General features: G+C 45.9%; 19 protein-coding genes. 14 read left to right on the plus strand and 5 right to left on the minus strand.

Features of this window, described 5'->3' with window-relative positions; all coding sequences use genetic code 11:
• The 5 genes from AC3D28_RS11950 to tatC all read left to right on the plus strand — a co-directional run bounded on the left by AC3D28_RS11950 (position 1) and on the right by tatC (position 3784).
• Positions 1-636, plus strand: a complete 636-nt coding sequence (locus AC3D28_RS11950) for a ubiquinone biosynthesis accessory factor UbiJ (protein ID WP_488534867.1) — start codon at positions 1-3, stop codon at positions 634-636.
• On the plus strand, positions 633-2267 hold the full coding sequence (ubiB, locus tag AC3D28_RS11955) for a ubiquinone biosynthesis regulatory protein kinase UbiB (protein ID WP_488534868.1): 1635 nt from the start codon (positions 633-635) through the stop codon (positions 2265-2267). The genes AC3D28_RS11950 and ubiB overlap by 4 nt, the downstream gene beginning before the upstream one ends.
• A gap of 48 nt (positions 2268-2315) precedes the next feature.
• The gene (gene tatA / locus AC3D28_RS11960; protein ID WP_098416854.1) at positions 2316-2561 is read left to right on the plus strand and encodes a Sec-independent protein translocase subunit TatA; all 246 of its coding nucleotides are present in this window, start codon (positions 2316-2318) and stop codon (positions 2559-2561) included.
• A gap of 3 nt (positions 2562-2564) precedes the next feature.
• Entirely contained in the window at positions 2565-2963 is a 399-nt protein-coding gene (tatB, locus tag AC3D28_RS11965; protein ID WP_488534869.1) for a Sec-independent protein translocase protein TatB, read from the plus strand.
• A gap of 68 nt (positions 2964-3031) precedes the next feature.
• On the plus strand, positions 3032-3784 hold the full coding sequence (gene tatC / locus AC3D28_RS11970) for a twin-arginine translocase subunit TatC (protein WP_488534870.1): 753 nt from the start codon (positions 3032-3034) through the stop codon (positions 3782-3784).
• Positions 3785-3820: 36 nt separating this feature from the next.
• Here tatC and AC3D28_RS11975 read toward each other — a convergent pair whose 3' ends face one another.
• Positions 3821-4582 (minus strand): TatD family hydrolase, encoded by a 762-nt coding sequence (locus AC3D28_RS11975; RefSeq protein WP_488534871.1) that lies wholly within the window; start codon positions 4580-4582, stop codon positions 3821-3823.
• A gap of 184 nt (positions 4583-4766) precedes the next feature.
• Here AC3D28_RS11975 and hemB point away from each other — a divergent pair, with 184 nt between their 5' ends.
• The 4 genes from hemB to spfP all read left to right on the plus strand — a co-directional run bounded on the left by hemB (position 4767) and on the right by spfP (position 10036).
• Positions 4767-5828 carry a porphobilinogen synthase gene (hemB, locus tag AC3D28_RS11980; RefSeq protein WP_098417127.1) on the plus strand — a complete coding sequence of 354 codons (1062 nt, stop codon included), beginning with the start codon at positions 4767-4769 and terminating at the stop codon, positions 5826-5828.
• A gap of 127 nt (positions 5829-5955) precedes the next feature.
• Positions 5956-6390, plus strand: coding sequence for a GNAT family N-acetyltransferase (locus tag AC3D28_RS11985; protein ID WP_179885740.1), 435 nt, complete (start codon positions 5956-5958; stop codon positions 6388-6390).
• Between the two features lie 618 nt (positions 6391-7008).
• Positions 7009-9795, plus strand: a complete 2787-nt coding sequence (gene polA / locus AC3D28_RS11990; protein ID WP_488534872.1) for a DNA polymerase I — start codon at positions 7009-7011, stop codon at positions 9793-9795.
• Between the two features lie 193 nt (positions 9796-9988).
• Positions 9989-10036, plus strand: a complete 48-nt coding sequence (gene spfP / locus AC3D28_RS11995) for a small protein SpfP (RefSeq protein ID WP_438356636.1) — start codon at positions 9989-9991, stop codon at positions 10034-10036.
• A gap of 516 nt (positions 10037-10552) precedes the next feature.
• Here spfP and yihA read toward each other — a convergent pair.
• Positions 10553-11212, minus strand: coding sequence for a ribosome biogenesis GTP-binding protein YihA/YsxC (gene yihA / locus AC3D28_RS12000; RefSeq protein ID WP_098416846.1), 660 nt, complete (start codon positions 11210-11212; stop codon positions 10553-10555).
• 159 nt (positions 11213-11371) lie between these two features.
• Between yihA and AC3D28_RS12005 the strand changes: the two genes are divergently transcribed.
• The 5 genes from AC3D28_RS12005 (at position 11372) to hemN (ending at position 15575) form a co-directional block, all read left to right on the plus strand.
• On the plus strand, positions 11372-11989 hold the full coding sequence (locus AC3D28_RS12005; RefSeq protein WP_488534873.1) for a c-type cytochrome: 618 nt from the start codon (positions 11372-11374) through the stop codon (positions 11987-11989).
• Between the two features lie 336 nt (positions 11990-12325).
• Positions 12326-12964, plus strand: coding sequence for a class I SAM-dependent methyltransferase (locus AC3D28_RS12010; protein WP_488534874.1), 639 nt, complete (start codon positions 12326-12328; stop codon positions 12962-12964).
• Entirely contained in the window at positions 12964-13506 is a 543-nt protein-coding gene (yihI, locus tag AC3D28_RS12015; RefSeq protein WP_488534875.1) for a Der GTPase-activating protein YihI, read from the plus strand. The genes AC3D28_RS12010 and yihI overlap by 1 nt, the downstream gene beginning before the upstream one ends.
• A gap of 7 nt (positions 13507-13513) precedes the next feature.
• Positions 13514-14002, plus strand: coding sequence for a DUF2489 domain-containing protein (locus AC3D28_RS12020; RefSeq protein WP_098416839.1), 489 nt, complete (start codon positions 13514-13516; stop codon positions 14000-14002).
• A 181-nt stretch (positions 14003-14183) separates the two neighbouring features.
• Complete coding sequence (hemN, locus tag AC3D28_RS12025) at positions 14184-15575, plus strand: oxygen-independent coproporphyrinogen III oxidase (protein ID WP_098416838.1); 1392 nt, start codon at positions 14184-14186, stop codon at positions 15573-15575.
• A 69-nt stretch (positions 15576-15644) separates the two neighbouring features.
• On the opposite strand, the gene add is transcribed toward hemN, so the two are convergent.
• From add to glnL, 3 genes are all read right to left on the minus strand, one after another.
• On the minus strand, positions 15645-16649 hold the full coding sequence (add, locus tag AC3D28_RS12030; protein WP_488534876.1) for an adenosine deaminase: 1005 nt from the start codon (positions 16647-16649) through the stop codon (positions 15645-15647).
• A 191-nt stretch (positions 16650-16840) separates the two neighbouring features.
• A complete protein-coding gene (gene glnG / locus AC3D28_RS12035) occupies positions 16841-18244 on the minus strand; it encodes a nitrogen regulation protein NR(I) (RefSeq protein WP_488534877.1) in 1404 nt (467 codons plus the stop codon).
• Between the two features lie 62 nt (positions 18245-18306).
• The gene (gene glnL, locus AC3D28_RS12040; RefSeq protein WP_488536087.1) at positions 18307-19317 is read right to left on the minus strand and encodes a nitrogen regulation protein NR(II); all 1011 of its coding nucleotides are present in this window, start codon (positions 19315-19317) and stop codon (positions 18307-18309) included.
• Between the last annotated feature and the right edge of the window lie 41 nt (positions 19318-19358).

The following is a 19358-nucleotide window of genomic DNA, read 5'->3' on the forward strand; positions in this document are numbered from 1 at the left end:
ATGCCATTTGAATCGCTGATCACTGCTGTGATTGAAACCTCGCTGAACACATTGATTAAAGATGACCCTGCGCTAGGTCGTCGTTTGGCGCGGCTAAAAGGTCAGGTTATTCAAGTTCACCTTAAAGAGCTCAACAAGACACTGACGTTCATTTTTAGTCAACAAATTGATGTGTTGGGTCATTACGAAGGGCAGCCCGATTGCTACCTATCATTAAACGTAAGTGTATTGCCAGAACTGCGTGATCAAGCCAATATCACTCGCCTTATTAAACAAGACAAGCTTGAGCTTGAAGGCGATATCCAATTGGCGCAAAAGTTCTCTCAATTGATGGTCGATTGTAAACCCGATGTCGAAGAGTGGTTGTCTCGCGTGATTGGCGATGTCGCCGCGCATACCTTCGTACAAGGCTCAAAAGACATCGGCAGTTTTTTTGCCTCTCAAGCAGACAAACACCAACGTCATCTTGCGCAAGTGGTGACAGAAGAGTGGAAATTGGCACCAGGACCGTTAGAAGTCGCGTATTTTTGTGATCAGGTGGACGAGGTTCGCAGTCAAGCCTCTCGCGTTGAAGCGCGCTTGACGGCTTTGCTGAGTCAGCTCGATTCAGATAACTTTGCGCAGGAGACATCATGACCCCTGCAGAACTCAAGCGTTTATACCACATCGCCAAAGTACAACTGGAATACGGCTTGGATGAGTTGTTGCCAGAGCATCAACTGACTAAAGCGCCACTTTTAATGCGCAAAAGCCTATTTTGGATTAAGAATAAGCACCCTGAGAAGCCGCTTGGTGAGCGTTTGCGTTTGGCGTTGCAAGAGCTTGGCCCTGTTTGGATCAAGTTTGGTCAGATGATGTCGACGCGACGGGACTTATTTCCTCCGCATATTGCTGATCCGCTTGCGTTACTTCAAGACCAAGTCGCCCCATTTGATGGTGAGCGAGCAAAAAAGCAGATGGAGCAAGCGTTAGGTAGCTCGTTAGAAAACTGGTTTACCGAGTTTGATATCAAACCACTGGCGTCGGCGTCGATTGCACAGGTGCATACTGCGCGTTTAAAAGACACTAACCAAGAAGTGGTATTAAAGGTTATTCGTCCAGATATTCGTCCGGTGATTGATTCAGATCTAAAACTGATGCACCGAATGGCGCGTATAGTCGCCGGAGCGATGCCTGAAGCACGTCGTTTGAAACCGGTTGAAGTGGTGCGTGAGTACGAAAAAACGCTGCTCGATGAACTCGATTTGCGACGTGAAGCCGCGAACGCGATTCAGTTGCGTCGCAACTTTGAAGGCAGTGAAGAATTGTATGTTCCTGAAGTTTTTCCTGACTTCAGTAATGAAACTGTCATGGTTTCTGAGCGAATATATGGCATTCAAGTCTCTGATATTGAAGGCTTGAAAGCCAACGGCACCAACATGAAGTTGCTTGCTGAGCGCGGCGTAAGTGTCTTCTTCACTCAGGTGTTCCGAGACAGCTTTTTTCATGCCGATATGCATCCGGGCAATGTGTTCGTTAACCCCGAACACCCAGAAAATCCAATGTGGATCGGGCTAGATTGTGGGATCGTTGGTACACTTAACAGTGAAGATAAACGTTATCTAGCGGAAAACTTCCTGGCCTTCTTCAACCGTGACTATCGTCGAGTAGCGGAGTTGCACGTGGATTCAGGGTGGGTACCCGCAGATACTAATGTCGACGAGTTTGAGTTCGCGATACGCATAGTGTGTGAGCCGATTTTTGCTAAGCCGCTGTGTGAAATCTCCTTTGGTCATGTGCTGTTGAACTTATTCAACACAGCACGTCGATTCAACATGGAGGTTCAGCCCCAGTTGGTGCTGCTGCAAAAAACGTTGTTGTACGTGGAAGGGCTTGGTCGCCAGTTGTACCCTCAGCTTGACTTGTGGGCGACCGCAAAACCATTTCTAGAAGAATGGATGATGAATCAAGTTGGGCCGCAAGCGCTAGTGAATGCGATTAAAGATCGCGCACCATTTTGGGCGGAGAAGTTACCAGAGTTGCCAGAGCTGCTTTACGATAGCCTCAAGCAAGGTAAAGCCATGAACCAAAGAATGGATCAGCTTTATCAAGGGTACCGTCAAAGCAAGCGTCAGCAGGCAACGGGGAATTTTTTATTTGGCGTTGGCGCCACTTTAGCCGTATGCTCGGCAATATTGGTGAATAACGCTTTTGAGCAGCTGTCGGTGGCCAGCGGTATCGCAGGAATCACATTTTGGCTGTTTAGTTGGCGAGCTTATCGTCAATAGACGTTAAACTCTTGAAATAATTTAGTTTAAAGACCCGAGGTAAAGAGAATGGGTGGTATCAGTGTTTGGCAACTTCTAATTATTGCTGTAATTGTCGTATTGTTGTTCGGAACGAAGAAACTGCGTGGTATCGGTGGTGATCTGGGCGGTGCCGTTAAGGGCTTCAAAAAAGCGATGAGTGATGAAGGTGCGGCGAAGGATGACAAAGACGCAGACTTCGAGCCAAAAAGCTTAGAAGAGCAGCAGAAAAAAGAAGCTGCGACCGAAACAAAAAAAGACAAAGAGCAGGCATAAAACGTGTTTGATATCGGTTTTTGGGAACTGGTATTAATATCTGTTGTTGGTCTGGTCGTTCTTGGCCCGGAGCGTTTGCCTCATGCTATTCGTAGCGTGTCTCGTTTTATCGGTGCCGCTAAGAGTATGGCAAATAACGTTAAAGACGAATTGTCACACGAGCTGAAAGTCCAAGAGCTGCAAGAAAACTTGCGTAAAGCTGAGAAAATGGGGATGGAAGACCTGTCTCCTGAGTTGAAATCTTCAGTCGAAGAGCTCAAGAAAGCAGCGCAATCTGTAAACCGCCCTTACGCAGACAAAACTGAGTCAGACGCTGAGCCTGCAAAAGCAGCATCAGAGCTTGATAAGGTAGCAAAAGCGGAAGAGAGTAAGGTTACAGCGGCAGATAAGAAAGCCGAATAGTCTCATTAGGAGGAGCTGCTAGTGATTGGTAGCTCCTTTTTGATCTGTTTTTTAATAAGAGGTTTGCCATGTCTACCGTCGAGCAGACACAACCTTTAATTAGTCATTTGTTAGAACTTCGCAACCGACTACTGCGCGCAATCTTGGCAGTGTTGGTGGTGTTTGTCGGGCTAATTTATTTCTCCAACCACATTTATGAGTTTGTTTCCGCGCCTTTGGTAGAACGTTTACCGGAAGGGGCAACCATGATTGCAACGGATGTGGCGTCACCCTTTTTTACGCCACTTAAGCTGACATTAATTGCTTCGGTATTTATTGCGGTGCCTTTCATTTTGCATCAAATCTGGGCCTTTATTGCGCCGGGCTTGTACAAACACGAACGCCGCTTGATCATGCCGTTGCTATTTTCGAGTTCCTTGCTCTTTTACTGTGGTGTCGCGTTTGCTTACTTTGTCGTCTTCCCACTAGTCTTTGGCTTCTTTACGGCGATTTCACTTGGTGGTGTTGAATTCGCAACGGATATCTCTAGCTATTTAGACTTTGTTCTGGCGCTGTTTATGGCGTTTGGTATTGCATTTGAGGTACCGGTTGCCATCATTTTGCTGTGTTGGACGGGCGCAACGACACCGCAAGAGTTAAAAGAAAAACGCCCTTATATTGTCGTTGCGGCTTTTATTATCGGGATGGTTTTGACACCACCTGACATGATCTCGCAAACCTTATTGGCAATCCCAATGTGTTTGCTGTTTGAAGTTGGCTTGTTCTTTGCCCGTTTCTATACGCGAAGAAGTGAAAACACGGAAACAGAAACTGAAGAGTAATGCTCATCGGGCTTTAAAAGCGGCTCAATCGAGCCGCTAAAGATGAAAAAGAGTTTTCGCGTTTTCGGTTGTGATTGCATCGATTGTCGCCACCTCTTCCTCGCGTAAACCGGCAACACGCTGCGCAACCAATGCAGTGTAAGCGGGCTCATTGCGCTTACCTCGATGAGGCACGGGGGCCAAGTATGGACAATCGGTCTCTAAAAGGACCCACGCCATGTCTAGGTGAGGAATCACCTTATCCATTCCCCCATTTTTGAATGTCGACACGCCACCCAATCCAAGGTGAAAGCCTAACGCATTAATGGCTTGGGCTTCCGCTAATGTGCCACCAAAACAGTGGAACACACCACGTAGACGGCCATCTTGCTCCTGACGTAGCAGTGTTAGTGTCTCTTCAATCGAGTCACGAGTGTGAATCACGACCGGTAAATCTAGCTCTTTTGCCCAGTTAAGCTGTGTAGTAAATGCCATCTCTTGCTCGGCACGATAGGTTTTATCCCAATACAGGTCGATGCCGATTTCGCCCACAGCAATAAATTTATGCTTTTCAAACCAGCCGCGGATGATGTCCAACGTTTGTGCAACATTGCCATCCACATAACAGGGATGAAGCCCCATCATGGAATGGCACACGTCAGGATACGTTGCTTCGGTTTGCAGCATGGGCGCGATAGAGTCGAGATCGATATTAGGCAGTAGGATTTTATCAATGCCTTGGGCTAAGGCACGTTTTACAACGTCGTCGCGGTCATTATCAAATTCGCTGGCGTATATGTGTGCGTGGGTATCGATCATCGTTGGTCTCTATACTTTATCGTTTGTGTAAGATGAGAAGTATACTTGAGTGTGAGTGTTGGGTCATTTTCAGTTTTTTTCAGTCCCTTTTTCCAGATTGCCACTCGCAAGGTGCATCAAGAGTGATATGATTTTAGTCACCAGATGATTCGATCATCCTAACCGTCCAGACAAGGAGAAAATGGTGTCTGTATCAATTCAAGGTCCATTCCCTGCACGCCGTATGCGTCGTTTACGTAAGCACGATTTTAGCCGTCGTTTGATGGCTGAGAACCAACTTTCTGTGAATGATCTGATTTATCCGATGTTCATTTTGATGGGGAAAGATCGCCGTGAGAGCGTGGAGTCCATGCCGGGTGTAGAGCGTTTGTCGATTGATTTAATGCTAGAAGAAGCACAATACCTTGCCAATCTAGGCGTTCCAGCAATCGCGCTTTTCCCTGTCGTAAACCAAGACGCTAAAAGCTTATGTGCTACAGAAGCTTATAATTCAGAAGGTTTGGTTCAGCGCGCAGTACGTGCGCTTAAAGAACACATCCCTCAAATCGGTGTGATCACAGACGTGGCACTCGACCCTTTTACCACACACGGCCAAGACGGCATCATCGATGAAGATGGCTATGTCATGAATGATGAAACCACAGAAGTGTTGGTGAAGCAGGCGCTGTCTCACGCAGAAGCGGGGGCTGACGTCGTCGCACCTTCTGACATGATGGATGGTCGTATTGGTAAGATCCGCGAAGCACTAGAAGATGCGGGTTACATTCATACACAAATCATGGCGTACTCGGCGAAATACGCATCGAACTACTACGGACCATTCCGTGATGCGGTCGGTTCTTCTTCCAACCTAAAAGGTGGCAACAAGAAAAACTACCAAATGGATCCCGCTAACATTGATGAAGCGATGCACGAAGTGGCGCTGGACATTAATGAAGGTGCGGACATGGTGATGGTTAAGCCTGGTATGCCATACTTAGACGTAGTCCGCCGTGTAAAAACCGAGTTGCAAGTACCGACATTTGCGTATCAAGTCTCTGGAGAGTACGCAATGCACAAAGCGGCGATCATGAATGGCTGGCTCAAAGAGCGTGAAATTGTGATGGAATCACTCCTGTGTTTCAAACGTGCAGGTGCGGACGGCATTTTAACTTACTTTGCTAAAGACGTAGCAGAGTGGCTGGCAGAAGAGAACGCACAAACGGCTCAACACCTAAATCGTACACAGGAAGCGACAGAAGAGTAATTATTGCTTGTGAGAAACACCGGACTAACAAGAGTGTTCGTCTGTATATACCCAAGTAACCTCAGACGGATTACAAAAGTAAACAATCTAAGGAGCTTGGGTATATTTATTTCTGGAGAATAAAATAATGACAATGTTGATTCGTGAAGGAACATTGGAAGAAGCGCTTAAAGTGGTGGCTCGTGTGACAGAGTTCGCTAAAGGAGAAACCGTTGACTCCATGACGCAGCGGCTAGGAGAAAGAAACAGCTTAATCCTAGTTGCGGAAAAAAATGGCGTGATCGTAGGCTTCAAAATAGGTTACGAGTTGGATGAGAGTGTTTTTTATAGTTGGCTTGGCGGTGTCGTACCAGAAGCTCGTAACGAAGGTGTGGCACAGATGCTTTTGGAGGCGCAAGAAGACTGGGCAGCAGAGCAAGGCTACAACACGCTAAAAGTGAAATCTCGAAATCAGTTTCCCGCCATGCTTCGATTGTTATTGAGAAATGGCTATATCATTGAAAAATTTGAAGAAAAAGTTAACCTTCGTGAATCTCGAGTTCATTTCATTAAAGCGATGTGAAAATAAATGAGACTTTTTCTCATTTAACTATTGACTGAGAAATGAGAATCATTATTATTAACCCTGTCTTAGGGAATGAGGAAGAGTTCACAAGAACGTTGAATGACTTATTAACAGAAGTTGATTAACTGAAAGTTGAGAAGTGATGAAACATTTTTCTGAGAACTTGCACGAATTCTTTTTGACACGACATTGCTCACATTGCTTCCAGTGTAATTTATAGCTTCTTGATGAAGCGATTCTAATGACAGAATTTGCTTTATCACTTCTGCTAGGCGACCCATTTGGGTCGCTTTTTTCTTTCTACAATTTCTATTTGACGTCTCTATCCATAACTTTTCCACACGTGATGATCATTTAAGGATCGTTGATTAGTTCACTGTTTTTTTAATAATATCAATAAAAACAATGCTTTGAATGTAATGCTTTGTGTTTTATCTAGTGTTGGATAACCAGTGGATAATTTCTATGAACAGACTTATCCACAGCATGGTGTGGGTTTTGTGAATAACACCGGAATATTTACGCGAGTTGAATCGAGCGAACAAGATAGATTCAGATCTGTAGTCATGGCATTCTAAGCAGATCTATTAAGTACTGATTTGGATACAGACAATTATGGCAAGTATTCCTGAAAACCCGTTGATCCTCATTGATGGTTCTTCTTACCTATACCGCGCTTTTCATGCCTATCCTGGCACGATGAGTAATGGTGAAATTCCCACTAATGCTGTTTACGGTGTGGTGAATATGTTACGCAGCATGATGCGCCAGTTCGCCTCTGACCGTATTGCGGTAGTTTTTGATGCGAAAGGGAAAACCTTTCGAGACGATATGTTTCCGGAATACAAAGCAAACCGTCCACCAATGCCAGATGATCTGCGCTGCCAAATTGAACCGCTACATGATGTGATTCGTGCGATGGGACTACCGCTGATTTGCGTCCCTGGTGTCGAGGCCGATGACGTGATTGGAACACTTGCTTACCAAGCATCACAACAGGGCATGCCTGTATTGATCAGTACTGGTGACAAAGATATGGCGCAGCTGGTGGATGACAACATTACGTTGATCAACACCATGACCAATGTGGTCATGGATCGCAACGGTGTGATTGAAAAGTTCGGCATTCCACCAGAGTTGATCATCGATTATCTCGCGTTGATGGGGGATAAAGTCGATAACATTCCTGGTGTTCCCGGTGTGGGTGATAAAACCGCCACCGCATTGCTACAAGGTATTGGCGGCATCAGCAAGTTGTACGAAAATCTTGATGATGTTGCTGCTCTTGGCTTCCGTGGTTCAAAAACGATGGCGAAGAAGCTTATCGACAACAAAGAAAATGCGATGCTGTCGTACGAGCTGGCGACCATTAAGCTAGATGTTGCGTTAGAAGAAACGCCAGACTCGTTACTAAAAGCGGAGCCAAATAAAGACGAACTGATTAAGCTGTATGGTCAACTGACGTTTAAATCTTGGCTGAATGAATTACTGGAAGGTGGCTCTGGCTCTGTTGTCGCGGTCGAACTGGCAGGCTCAGCTCAAGCATCATCTTCTCCATCAGGGATGGAAACTTCCGCTGTTACTCTCGATCGTAGCCAATATGAAACCATCCTAGATGAAGAAGCGTTCAATACGTGGTTAGAAAAACTCAAAGCTGCTGAGTTATTTGCTTTCGATACCGAAACTGACAGTCTAAATTACATGGTCGCAAACCTAGTTGGTTTGTCATTTGCTATCGATGAAGGTATCGCGGCATACGTACCAGTTGCTCACGACTATTTAGATGCACCGAAGCAACTGGATCGCGACTGGGTTCTTGAGCAACTAAAACCGATTTTGGAAGATGAGTCGTTAGCTAAGGTCGGTCAAAACCTCAAATACGATGCGTCTGTATTGGCTCGGTACAATATTGAGCTAAAAGGCATTAAGCACGACACCATGTTGGAATCGTACGTTTACAACAGTGTGGGTGGTAAACACGATATGGACAGCTTGGCACTGCGCTTTCTTCAGCACAGTTGCATCTCCTTTGAGCAAATTGCAGGTAAGGGCAAAAAACAACTCACGTTTAACCAAATCGAATTAGATCAAGCATCACCGTATGCGGCAGAAGATGCGGACGTGACCCTTCGTCTGCACAATCGCCTGTTTGCTAATATCGAGCAAGATGAAAGTTTAAAGACCATTTACGAAGAAATAGAAATGCCGTTGGTGCCTGTGCTGTCTCGCATTGAACGAACTGGCGTATTCATTGACGAAATGCAATTAAGCGCACAGTCGGTAGAAATTGCGGCACGCCTCGATGAACTTGAGAAGAAGGCATACGAAATTGCAGAGCAAGAGTTCAACATGAACTCGCCCAAACAACTTCAAGCCATCCTGTTTGAAAAAATGGGTTTACCGGTTGTGAAGAAAACGCCATCAGGTACGCCGTCGACCAATGAAGAAGTATTACAGGAGCTGGCGCTCGATTACCCATTGCCAAAATTGATTTTGGAATATCGCGGTTTGGCGAAGCTTAAATCGACGTACACGGACAAGCTGCCGAAGATGATCAACCCAAATACAGGGCGAGTGCATACTTCTTACCATCAAGCGGTCACCGCAACTGGTCGTCTATCTTCTACCGATCCGAACTTACAGAACATTCCAATTCGTAACGAAGCCGGTCGTCGCATACGCCAAGCATTTGTCGCGCAAGCGGGTCACAAAATCTTAGCGGTCGATTACTCGCAAATCGAACTGCGCATCATGGCGCACCTTTCTGGCGACCAAGCACTATTGGATGCATTCCGTGACGGAAAAGATATTCACGCCGCAACCGCGGCAGAAATCATGGGGTTGGATATTGATCAAGTATCGAGTGAACAGCGTCGCCGCGCTAAAGCCGTTAACTTCGGGCTTATCTACGGCATGAGTGCGTTTGGCTTGGCGAAGCAATTGGGGATCCCTCGCGGCGAAGCGCAAGCCTACATGGATAAATACTTCGAACGTTACCCTGGCGTAATGCAGTATATGGAAGATACACGCAGTACGGCGGCTGATAAAGGCTACGTTGAAACGATTTTTGGTCGACGTTTGCACCTACCCGAAATTAAATCGCGTAATGGTATGCGTCGTAAAGCGGCAGAGCGAGCGGCAATCAACGCGCCGATGCAAGGCACGGCAGCAGACATCATCAAGAAAGCGATGTTGCTTGTGGACCAGTGGATTCAGGAAGAAGGTAATGGTCGTGTGAAGTTGTTAATGCAAGTACACGATGAATTGGTCTTTGAAGTTGAAGAGTCATCATTGTCCGAAATTGAAAGTAAAGTACAGAAACTGATGGAGTTTGCAGCAGAACTGAAAGTGCCTTTAATCGCGGAAGCTGGTCATGGTGATAACTGGGATCAAGCCCATTAGTCACTTTTAAACCATTTCTGCCAATTAAGTATGAGCTAGCGCACAAACGTTGGCTTTTTTTAGCGATTAAAAAAGCGAGCGCAAAGTTAGCTTTAATGTTGCTTAATAAAAATTTCATGAAAAAAAACTACAAAAATTCTTTGCAATTCTGACCAATTGTTGTACATTAATACTCGTAGGGTACAGAGGTAAGATGTTCTATCTTTCAGACCTTTTGTTTCACGTTATTGGATTAGGCTGATTCAGCCGCCCCAGTCACTTTTTGACTGGGGCGTTTTTTATTGGGCGAAAGAAAATTTTTCTTTTTGTTCAATGGCTTGGGCTGGTAACGACTTGTCTTTATATTTCACCCACCCTTAACCTATTGTCTACACTCCAATTTTCTTCAAAACTCACAAACTATCAGTCTGTAAATTTATGCCAATCACACTATGATTTTTTCTTGAAGGAAACTAAGTTGACGTGGAAATGGGCAGGTTACTGTCTAACTTATTGAATTGTATTTTCTTTACTTGTTATGGTTGTGAGTTGATTAAGCGAAAGCTAAAGTTAGACGGCTTTTTAAGCTATTGAAATCATCCGATAGTTCAGCAATGCTTTGGGACATAATAATAAGTACCAATTTTTCTCTCCCGTTATCCCTACCAGGAAGGTGGGGATTTTTATTACCTGAAATTCGCGCTTTCCACCCTCTGAGCAGCAAAAAGCCCGACCAAAAGGCAGGGCTGTGTCAAAAATAATTAACAACAATTGTTAATTATTCTTCGTGGTTCTCTGGTGTATCCAGTTCGCTTTCTTCCATCAGGTGAGCGAACGCAGGTGCAAACCAAGTGTCCAGTTTAGCGCGCAGCTGATCAACGCCTAATCCCTTTAATGAAGAGAATACGTCAACAGCCACATCGCCGCCGAAAGTTTCCACTTGCTGGCGCACTTTCAACAATGTTTGTTTGCGCGCCCCACTTTTTAACTTGTCTGCCTTGGTGAGTAAGACTTGTACTGGGATGTGGCTGTCAATAGCCCAGAAAATCATTTGCTGGTCGAGATCTTTCATTGGATGACGGATATCCATCAGAACCACCAAGCCTTTTAGGCATTGGCGCTTCTGCAGGTATTCACCCAAAGATTTCTGCCATTTGTTTTTCATTTCTAGTGGTACTTGAGCAAAACCGTACCCCGGTAGATCGACAATATGACAACCTTCTTCTACTTTGAAAAGGTTGATCAATTGGGTGCGACCAGGTGTTTTGGATGTCTTGGCTAAGCTTCTCTGATTAGTTAGACGGTTAAGTGCACTTGATTTACCAGCGTTTGAGCGTCCTGCAAACGCAATTTCGACACCTTCGTCTTCCGGCAGGTGACGAATATCGGGTGCGCTGGTGATGAAATGCGTATTTTGGTAATGAATTTTTACGCTCACTGTTAACTCCATCTCGACTTTGTGTAGTCGATTGATTACTTTTTTGTGAAAATGTGTAAAATAACCGTGCTCGGCATAAGGGCGCCTATTGTACCATGAGTGTACGCGGTATGTTCATATTCCGTGGTACTGGAAGCTTGATAATTATAATGGAATGTCATGAAGAAATTAGCGCTAATTTTGAGTCTTTTAGCCAGTTGCTCAGTATGGGCCCAAGGTAGTATTGAGGCTGGTAAAGCAAAATCACAAACCTGTGTCGCCTGTCACGGAGCAGATGGCAACAGTGCAATAACAACATACCCGAAACTCGCAGGCCAACACGCGAAGTATCTTGAGAAGCAGTTAAAAGATCTTAAGCTAGGCATGACAAGTGGTGGTAAACAAGGTCGTTATGACCCGGTAATGAGTGGGATGGCAATGCCACTAAGTGATGAAGATATCGCTGATCTATCCGCTTATTATGCGTCTCTGCCCATTTCAGAGAACTCAACGCCTGAAGATGTGGTAGCGAAAGGAAAAAACCTTTATACCGCGGGTGATGCTGAGCGTGGGCTAACCGCATGCATTGCTTGTCATGGTCCACGAGGTAATGGTACTGAGCTTTCAGGTTTTCCTAAAATTTCTGGTCAGCATGCTGACTACATCAAAGCTCAACTAGAAAAATTCCGCGATGGCAACCGTGGTAACGATATGAATGGCATGATGAGTGACATCGCTAAGAAAATGACAGACCAAGATATTGAAGTTCTGTCGAAATACGTTGGCGGTCTGCACTAATATACCCAAGCGATTTGAGATCCTGCATCTTGAAGTTAATTGGGTAGATACCCCCTTATATGGTTCGAGCAACCTTTTACAACAATGCCCTTGTGAATTCGCTGGGGCATTGTTGTTAGTGAGGTTGGTCACGGTTTCGTCACCGAGGTGGCACTTGAAAGCGACAGGCTTACTGTCGCTTTTTTATATCTGCTCGATATCAACCACAATTAGCATTGTTACGTTTATCCTTCCAATCAAAATTTTTTAACAAAAATCGTTGAAAAAATGTTCAGCAACACTCCAATCTGAGTCCACTTTCTGGTATGTTTCGCATCCCTGTTTGAGGAAGTCAGCATGCACACCTGTCCTTTATGCCAAAATCAGCGCGCTCACCATTATTTCGAAGATCAGCAACGTGAATATCTTCAATGTGAGCAGTGCAGCTTGGTGTTCGTTAATCCAGACCAACGTTTGGATGCGGAAACTGAAAAAGCTCACTATGATTTGCATGAGAACAACCCCGAAGACTTGGGGTATCGACGTTTTTTGTCGAGAATTGCTGAGCCAATTTCAGAGCGAATTTCACCACAATCGAATGGAATCGACTTTGGTTGTGGTCCGGGCCCAACGCTTTCCTTGATGCTAGAAGAAGCGGGGCATAACATGGCGTTATACGACCTCTACTATCACCCTGATACTTCGGTGTTAGAAGTGCAGTATGACTTCATGACAGCAACTGAGGTGATTGAGCACCTCTACCACCCCAATTTGGTGTGGAAGCAATGGTTGAATTTAGTTAAGCCTAGGGGCTGGATTGGTTTGATGACGAAAATGGTCATCGATGCAGAAGCATTTAAGTCATGGCACTATAAGAACGATCCAACCCACGTGGTGTTTTTTAGTCGTGATACTTTCCAGTTCCTCGCTGAGCGGGATAAGCTCGAACTCGAATTTATTGGTAATGATGTAATTTTACTGAGGAAGACCCAGTAATGAGCCGTACAAAGAAATCTAGAAAGCCAGGTGCCGCAGGCGCGCCTGAACCTGTTGTTACTCGTAACCGCACCGAGTCTGATGTTGAAGGCCGTCTACGTAAGCGTGCTAAAAAGCGCAAAGGCTTGCAGACTGGCAACCGCAACACAGAAGCGAACGAGAAGAAAAAACACACCGCAGCACAAAACCGCGATCCGCGCTTGGGTAGCAAGAAGAAAATCCCTTTAGTGGTTGAGCCAGCGAAGAAGATGACAAAGCAAGAACGTCGTCTATCCGCAGAGCAAGAGCTAGAAATGCTAGAAAATGATGCGCAATTGAACGTATTGCTGGATCGTATCGAAGCGGGTGAAAGCCTAGGTACTGGTTTACAGAAATACGTTGATGAGAAGCTGAACCGCATCGAGAAGCTAATGGATCAATTGGGTCTGTTGGAGCCTGAAGAAGATGAAGACTTCACTGCGCCTGCTGAAAAAAGCGCGCGTAATGATGATGACTTGCTTGCAGACTTCGACGATATAAACTTCGACGATTATAAAGGGTAATGGAGCAATGAACGTAACCTTATTAACTATTGCCGGTGTGGTTATTATCATCGCGCTCGCTTCTTATGCAGGTTACCTTCTGCTTCAATTGAAAAAGCAAAAGGAATTGCAGCTGAAGCATCAAAAGTTGGCGATTGATAAACGTAACGCTAACATTTTTGAGAGTGTGCATACTTTGTGTCAGGCAGGCATTCAAGGCCAATGCGATTTATCCGAAATCAGTATCCGTGTGTATAACATTATGGATTACGTACAGGGTGAGGACCGTGTCGATTTCGATAAAACGTACCCTGCAATTTCTGAGCTTTTTCATATTGTGAAAGATATGCCGCGTGGTGAAGAACGCCAACAGCTTGCCAAGAAAGAGCGTATGCAACAGAACTTGACTCGTCATAAAGCGGAGAGCCGCTTAACGGATGCGATTGTCGAAGAACTCAAATTGTTGCAAAAAAACGTCCAGCCACTGAATAATCAAATTAATATTCAGATGATTTAACACTGACCCACTGGTTTTTTGATGACTATTGGAGGTATCGTGATCACGCTGGCACTTCTTTAGTTTTATAATTAAAAAGCCAGTCGGCGCGCCGCGGTTTTCATCATCATGTGGCAAAATAGCGGCTCTGAATATCGGGTGACGACTTTCGTTGCCCTCGCATTTAACGGAAAGTACCACCATGTCGAATCAACACACTGAATCGAAACAGCAAATCGTCTGGGATCAAGCGGTATTGGATAAGTACAATTATTCCGGTCCTCGCTACACGTCGTACCCAACGGCGCTGGAATTTCATGAAGCGTTTACCATTTCTGATTATGATATGGCATGCACTCAGTACCCAGATCGTCCGTTATCGTTGTACGTTCACATCCCGTTTTGTCACAAGCTTTGCTATTACTGCGGCTGTAACAAAGTGATTACGCGCCACTCACACAAAGCGGACGAATACCTCGACGTACTCGAACACGAAATTCGCCAACGTGCTTCGCTGTTGGTTGGTCGCACGGTGACTCAATTACACTTTGGTGGTGGTACACCAACGTTTCTTTCTGAAAAGCAAATTACACGTGTCATGAGCCTGCTGCGTCAAGAATTTACCTTCAGTTCCGATGCAGAAATCAGCATTGAGGTTGACCCGCGTGAAATCGAGCTCACGGTGCTGGACCATCTGCGCTGCGAAGGATTTAATCGCCTGAGTATTGGTGTGCAGGACTTTAACAAAGAAGTGCAGCAGTTGGTCAACCGCGAACAAGATGAAGAGTTTATCTTCGCGATGGCGGCCCGTGCGAAAGAGCTGGGCTTTCGCTCAACGAACCTAGATTTGATTTACGGCTTACCGAAGCAAACGAAGACGTCTTTTGCTAAAACGCTTGAACAAGTGCTAGAAATGCAGCCAGGTCGTTTGTCGGTGTTTAACTACGCGCACATGCCGCAACTTTTTGCAGCGCAGCGTAAGATCAAAGATGAAGACTTACCTAAAGCCGAAGAGAAGATGGCGATTCTGCAAGACACCATCGCAACCCTGACTGGCGCAGGTTATCAATTTATTGGTATGGACCACTTTGCTTTGCCGGACGATGAACTTGCCGTTGCCCAGCGCGAAGGTATTTTGCATCGCAACTTCCAAGGCTACACCACACAAGGTGAATGTGATTTGGTTGGCTTTGGTGTGTCAGCGATTTCGATGATCGGCGATGCGTACGCGCAAAACCAGAAAGAGCTGAAGAAATACTACGCTCAAGTCAACGAACTTCGTCACGCACTGTGGAAAGGAGTGTCGTTGGACTCTGATGACCTACTGCGTCGTGAAGTGATTAAGCAGCTGATTTGTAACTTTCAATTAGACAAGAAAGCCATCGAGTCAGAATTCAAACTGAGCTTCGATCAATATTTCAAAGAAGACTTGCAGCTACTGCAGACCTTCATCAACGATGAGCTGGTGGAAGTGGATGACAGTGAAATCCGTGTGACACTGCGAGGTCGTTTGCTGATCCGTAATATTTGTATGTGTTTCGATAAGTACCTGCGAGCGAAGGCGCGTCAGCAACAATTCTCTCGTGTTATTTAATCAGAGAATCCGATTCAAGATATAAAAAATGCCAGCAGATGCTGGCATTTTTTTGTTTTTTCTCTGTATTTATGCGCGATCTTTTACTTTCTCTTTCAGTTCCGCTTTTTCTGCTTCTGAAAGGAATGCAATCTCAAGGCCATTGATTTGCGCTTGACGAATTTGCTCTTGGCTCAGACCAGCTGCTGGTGCCGCTACTTCGTATTCGTATGGTAGCTCGATGCCTTCTACCGCTGGATCGTCAGTGTTTAGAGACGCAAGAACGCCATGCTCTAGGAACTGTTTGAGAGGGTGGTTTTCTAACGTTTCTACCGTGCTAGTTTGGTAGTTTGATGTTAGGCAAGATTCAATACCAATGCGGTGTTCTGCGAGATAATCCATCAGTTTTGGATCGTGAATCGCTTTTACGCCGTGGCCGATACGAGTTGCGCCCAGCTCATGGATTGCTTGCCACATGCTCTCTGCACCTGCCGCTTCACCAGCGTGAACCGTTACCCCAAGGCCGGCATTACGTACTTGCTTGAAGTGAGACACAAAGCGATCACCCGGTTGGCCAAGCTCGTCACCCGCCAAGTCGACGGCAACGATATGATCTTTTTGGCTCAGAATACCGTCCAACTCTTGTTGGCAAGCATCAGTGCCAAAAGTGCGACTCATAATACCGATAAGATTGGCTTTAACGCCAAAATCACGCATACCCGCTTGAACCCCATCCACGACCGCTTCAACCACACCTGCAACGGGTAATTTGTGTTTCATCGCCATGTAGTATGGAGAGAAACGCAGCTCAGCATAATCAATCTGTGCGTTCAGTGCGTCTTCCACGTTTTCGTACGCCACACGACGACATGCGTCTAGATCGCCTAATACGGCCACCCCCCAGTCGAGCTTAGAAAGGAAAGCAACAAGAGAAGGTTCTGTTTCGACAATTTGAACGTATGGCGTTAACGACTCGATATCGTATGCAGGTAGAGTGACCCCAAATTTTTGGCCAAGCTCGAGAATAGTCTTAGTGCGAATGTTACCGTCAAGGTGACGGTGCAAGTCAGTGAGAGGAAGATTCTTCGTTATCATTATGTCGATCCGGATAGTGGTGAACAGGAACAAAGCCCAAACATCATCTGTGACAATAAATGGGTAAGGCTTCCCGAAGTATAAATAATAGGTTAGTCGATTGTCAGCAGACGATGACTATGAAATCAACGATTCTAGCTCTTTTCTGCTTCACGTTAACCAAATATGTTGGTGTACGACGTAAGTGATGGTCAGTACAGTTCTTTTAGTTTTCTAGTTAGTGTATTACGTCCCCAGCCTAGTACTTTAGCTGCATCTTGTTTATGACCTTTAGTGTGCTCCAAGGCCGCCTCCAATAAAATGCGTTCGAATTCCGGTAAAGCGTAAGACAGCAGTTCTTTATCCCCTTCCGCGAGAGATTGTCGAGCCCATTCCGCTAGGTTTTCTTGCCAACTGCCGTGTGTGGCGTCTGAAATGGTCTTTTTCTCTTCGAGGAGTTCACTTGGTAAGTCATTGGGAAGTACTTCGCTACCACTGGCCATCACGGTTAACCAACGACAAATATTCTCTAACTGACGTACGTTGCCCGGCCAATCGAGACGATTAAGAATTTCAATGGTCGATGGATGCAGCGTTTTTGTTTCAACGTCAAGCTCATCGGCAGCTCTGATAAGGAAATGCAGAGTTAGCTTTTCAATGTCTTGTTTGCGTTCACGCAGGGCAGGGATTTGTACGCGGATGACGTTCAAGCGATGGAATAAATCTTCACGAAATCCCCCATTCTGAACCAGTTTTTCAAGGTTTTGGTGAGTAGCGGCGACGATACGGACATCAACACTGACCGGAGAGTGACCGCCTACTCGATAGAACTGCCCATCCGCCAGCACACGCAATAAACGAGTTTGGATGTCTAGCGGCATATCACCGATTTCGTCCAAAAATAGCGTGCCGCCATTGGCTTGTTCGAAGCGTCCTTGACGGATACTGTTTGCTCCCGTAAATGCGCCTTTTTCATGACCAAACAGCTCGGATTCAATCAGGTCTTTGGGAATAGCGGCCATGTTCAAAGCAATAAACGGCTTGTTGGCGCGTGGGCTGTGGCGATGTAAGGCATGAGCGACTAACTCCTTGCCTGTACCGGATTCGCCATTGATGAGTACTGAAATCGACGAACGTGAAAGGCGACCAATAGCTCGAAATACCTCTTGCATTGCGGGGGCTTCGCCGATGATTTCCGGGGTTTCTGCAGGAAGGTCTTCCGGTGAGAGTTGTTCACGCTTGTTTTCGTGGCTATGTGCAATAGCACGTTCGACCAAAGTTAAGGCTTCATCAATGTCAAACGGCTTTGGTAAATATTCAAAGGCGCCTTTTTGGTAGGCATTGACCGCAGCATCGAGATCTGAGTGCGCCGTCATGATGATAACAGGAAGGTCAGGGTAATCGTGTTGTACTTGTTTGAGCAGCTCTAAGCCATCGATACCGGGCATGCGAATATCTGATACTAAGACATCGGGCACTTCGCGCTCCAGTTCCATTAAAACGCTTTCCCCATCGGCGTAGGTTTCGCATTTTATATTGGCGGAGGAGAGCGTTTTTTCCATTACCCAGCGAATTGAACTGTCGTCATCGACGACCCAAACATATCCTTTACTCATGTGTTATTAATCCTTGCAGCAAAACTGAAAAAACTGACGCGTAGCGAACTCCATTCGCGCCGTCAGATCGGCAGATAAATTGTAAACGTGGTATGGCCTGGCCAGCTTTCTACGTCGATTTTTCCGTTGTGCTGGTCGATAAGGTTCTGTGAAATGGACAGCCCTAAACCAGTGCCGCCCTCACGACCACTGACCATGGGATAGAAAAGCGTGTCCTGTAATTCTGGCGGAATGCCAGGACCGTTATCGGTAATTTCGATACGGGCTGCTAGCTTGCAGCGTTTTCCGTGTATATTGGCTTGGTGTACCGTTCTGGTTCGGATGGTTATTGTGCCGTGATCCTGATGGCTAAGAATTTGCGCCGCGTTGCTAACGATGTTGAGCATGGCTTGTTCTATTTGATCCGCATCCATCAATATTTCCGGCAAACTGGGGTCGTAATCACGCTCAATGACCATCGATTGCTGTGACTCGAGTTCGACCAGTTGACGAACCTTTTCTAGAGTTTGATGCAGGTTTTCTTGTGTCTTCTTACCTGGCTTTTGTGGCCCAAGTAAGCGGTCAACCAATGCTCTTAATCGATCCGCCTGCTCAATGATGATGTGTGTGTACTCGGTGAGAGAGGGATCTGGCAACATCTTTTCTAACAGTTGTGCCGCCCCACGCAAACCACCCAAAGGGTTTTTGATCTCGTGTGCTAAACCTCGCACCAACAATTTAGCGGCCTGTTGTTGTGCATGTTGGTTAAGTTCTTGTGACAGTCGACGCTGTTGATCAATCTTGCGCATTTCGACAAGCAGCATGAGCTGTTTTTGCCAAGTAATGGGGCTAACGGTGACCTCTAGCATAAGAGGACGGCCATCGACCACAAAGGTGACGTCACTATCGGTGAGGCTTTGACCACTCTGTAGAGGCTGCGTGAGAAGCGCGAGATCCAGCGAAGCGTGCTGAATAAGTTGAGACAGAGACTGCTCGACCATACGTTTAGCACTTTGAGAAAATAACAGCTCCGCGGCAGGATTGGCATAGCGGATGGCCAATCCTTCATCAAGAATCAGCGTTGCTGTCACCATGTTGTTGAGAATGGCACTAGGGAGACTGGTATCCACATTAC

The sequence above is a fragment of the Vibrio sp. TAP-3B genome (assembly GCF_057784735.1).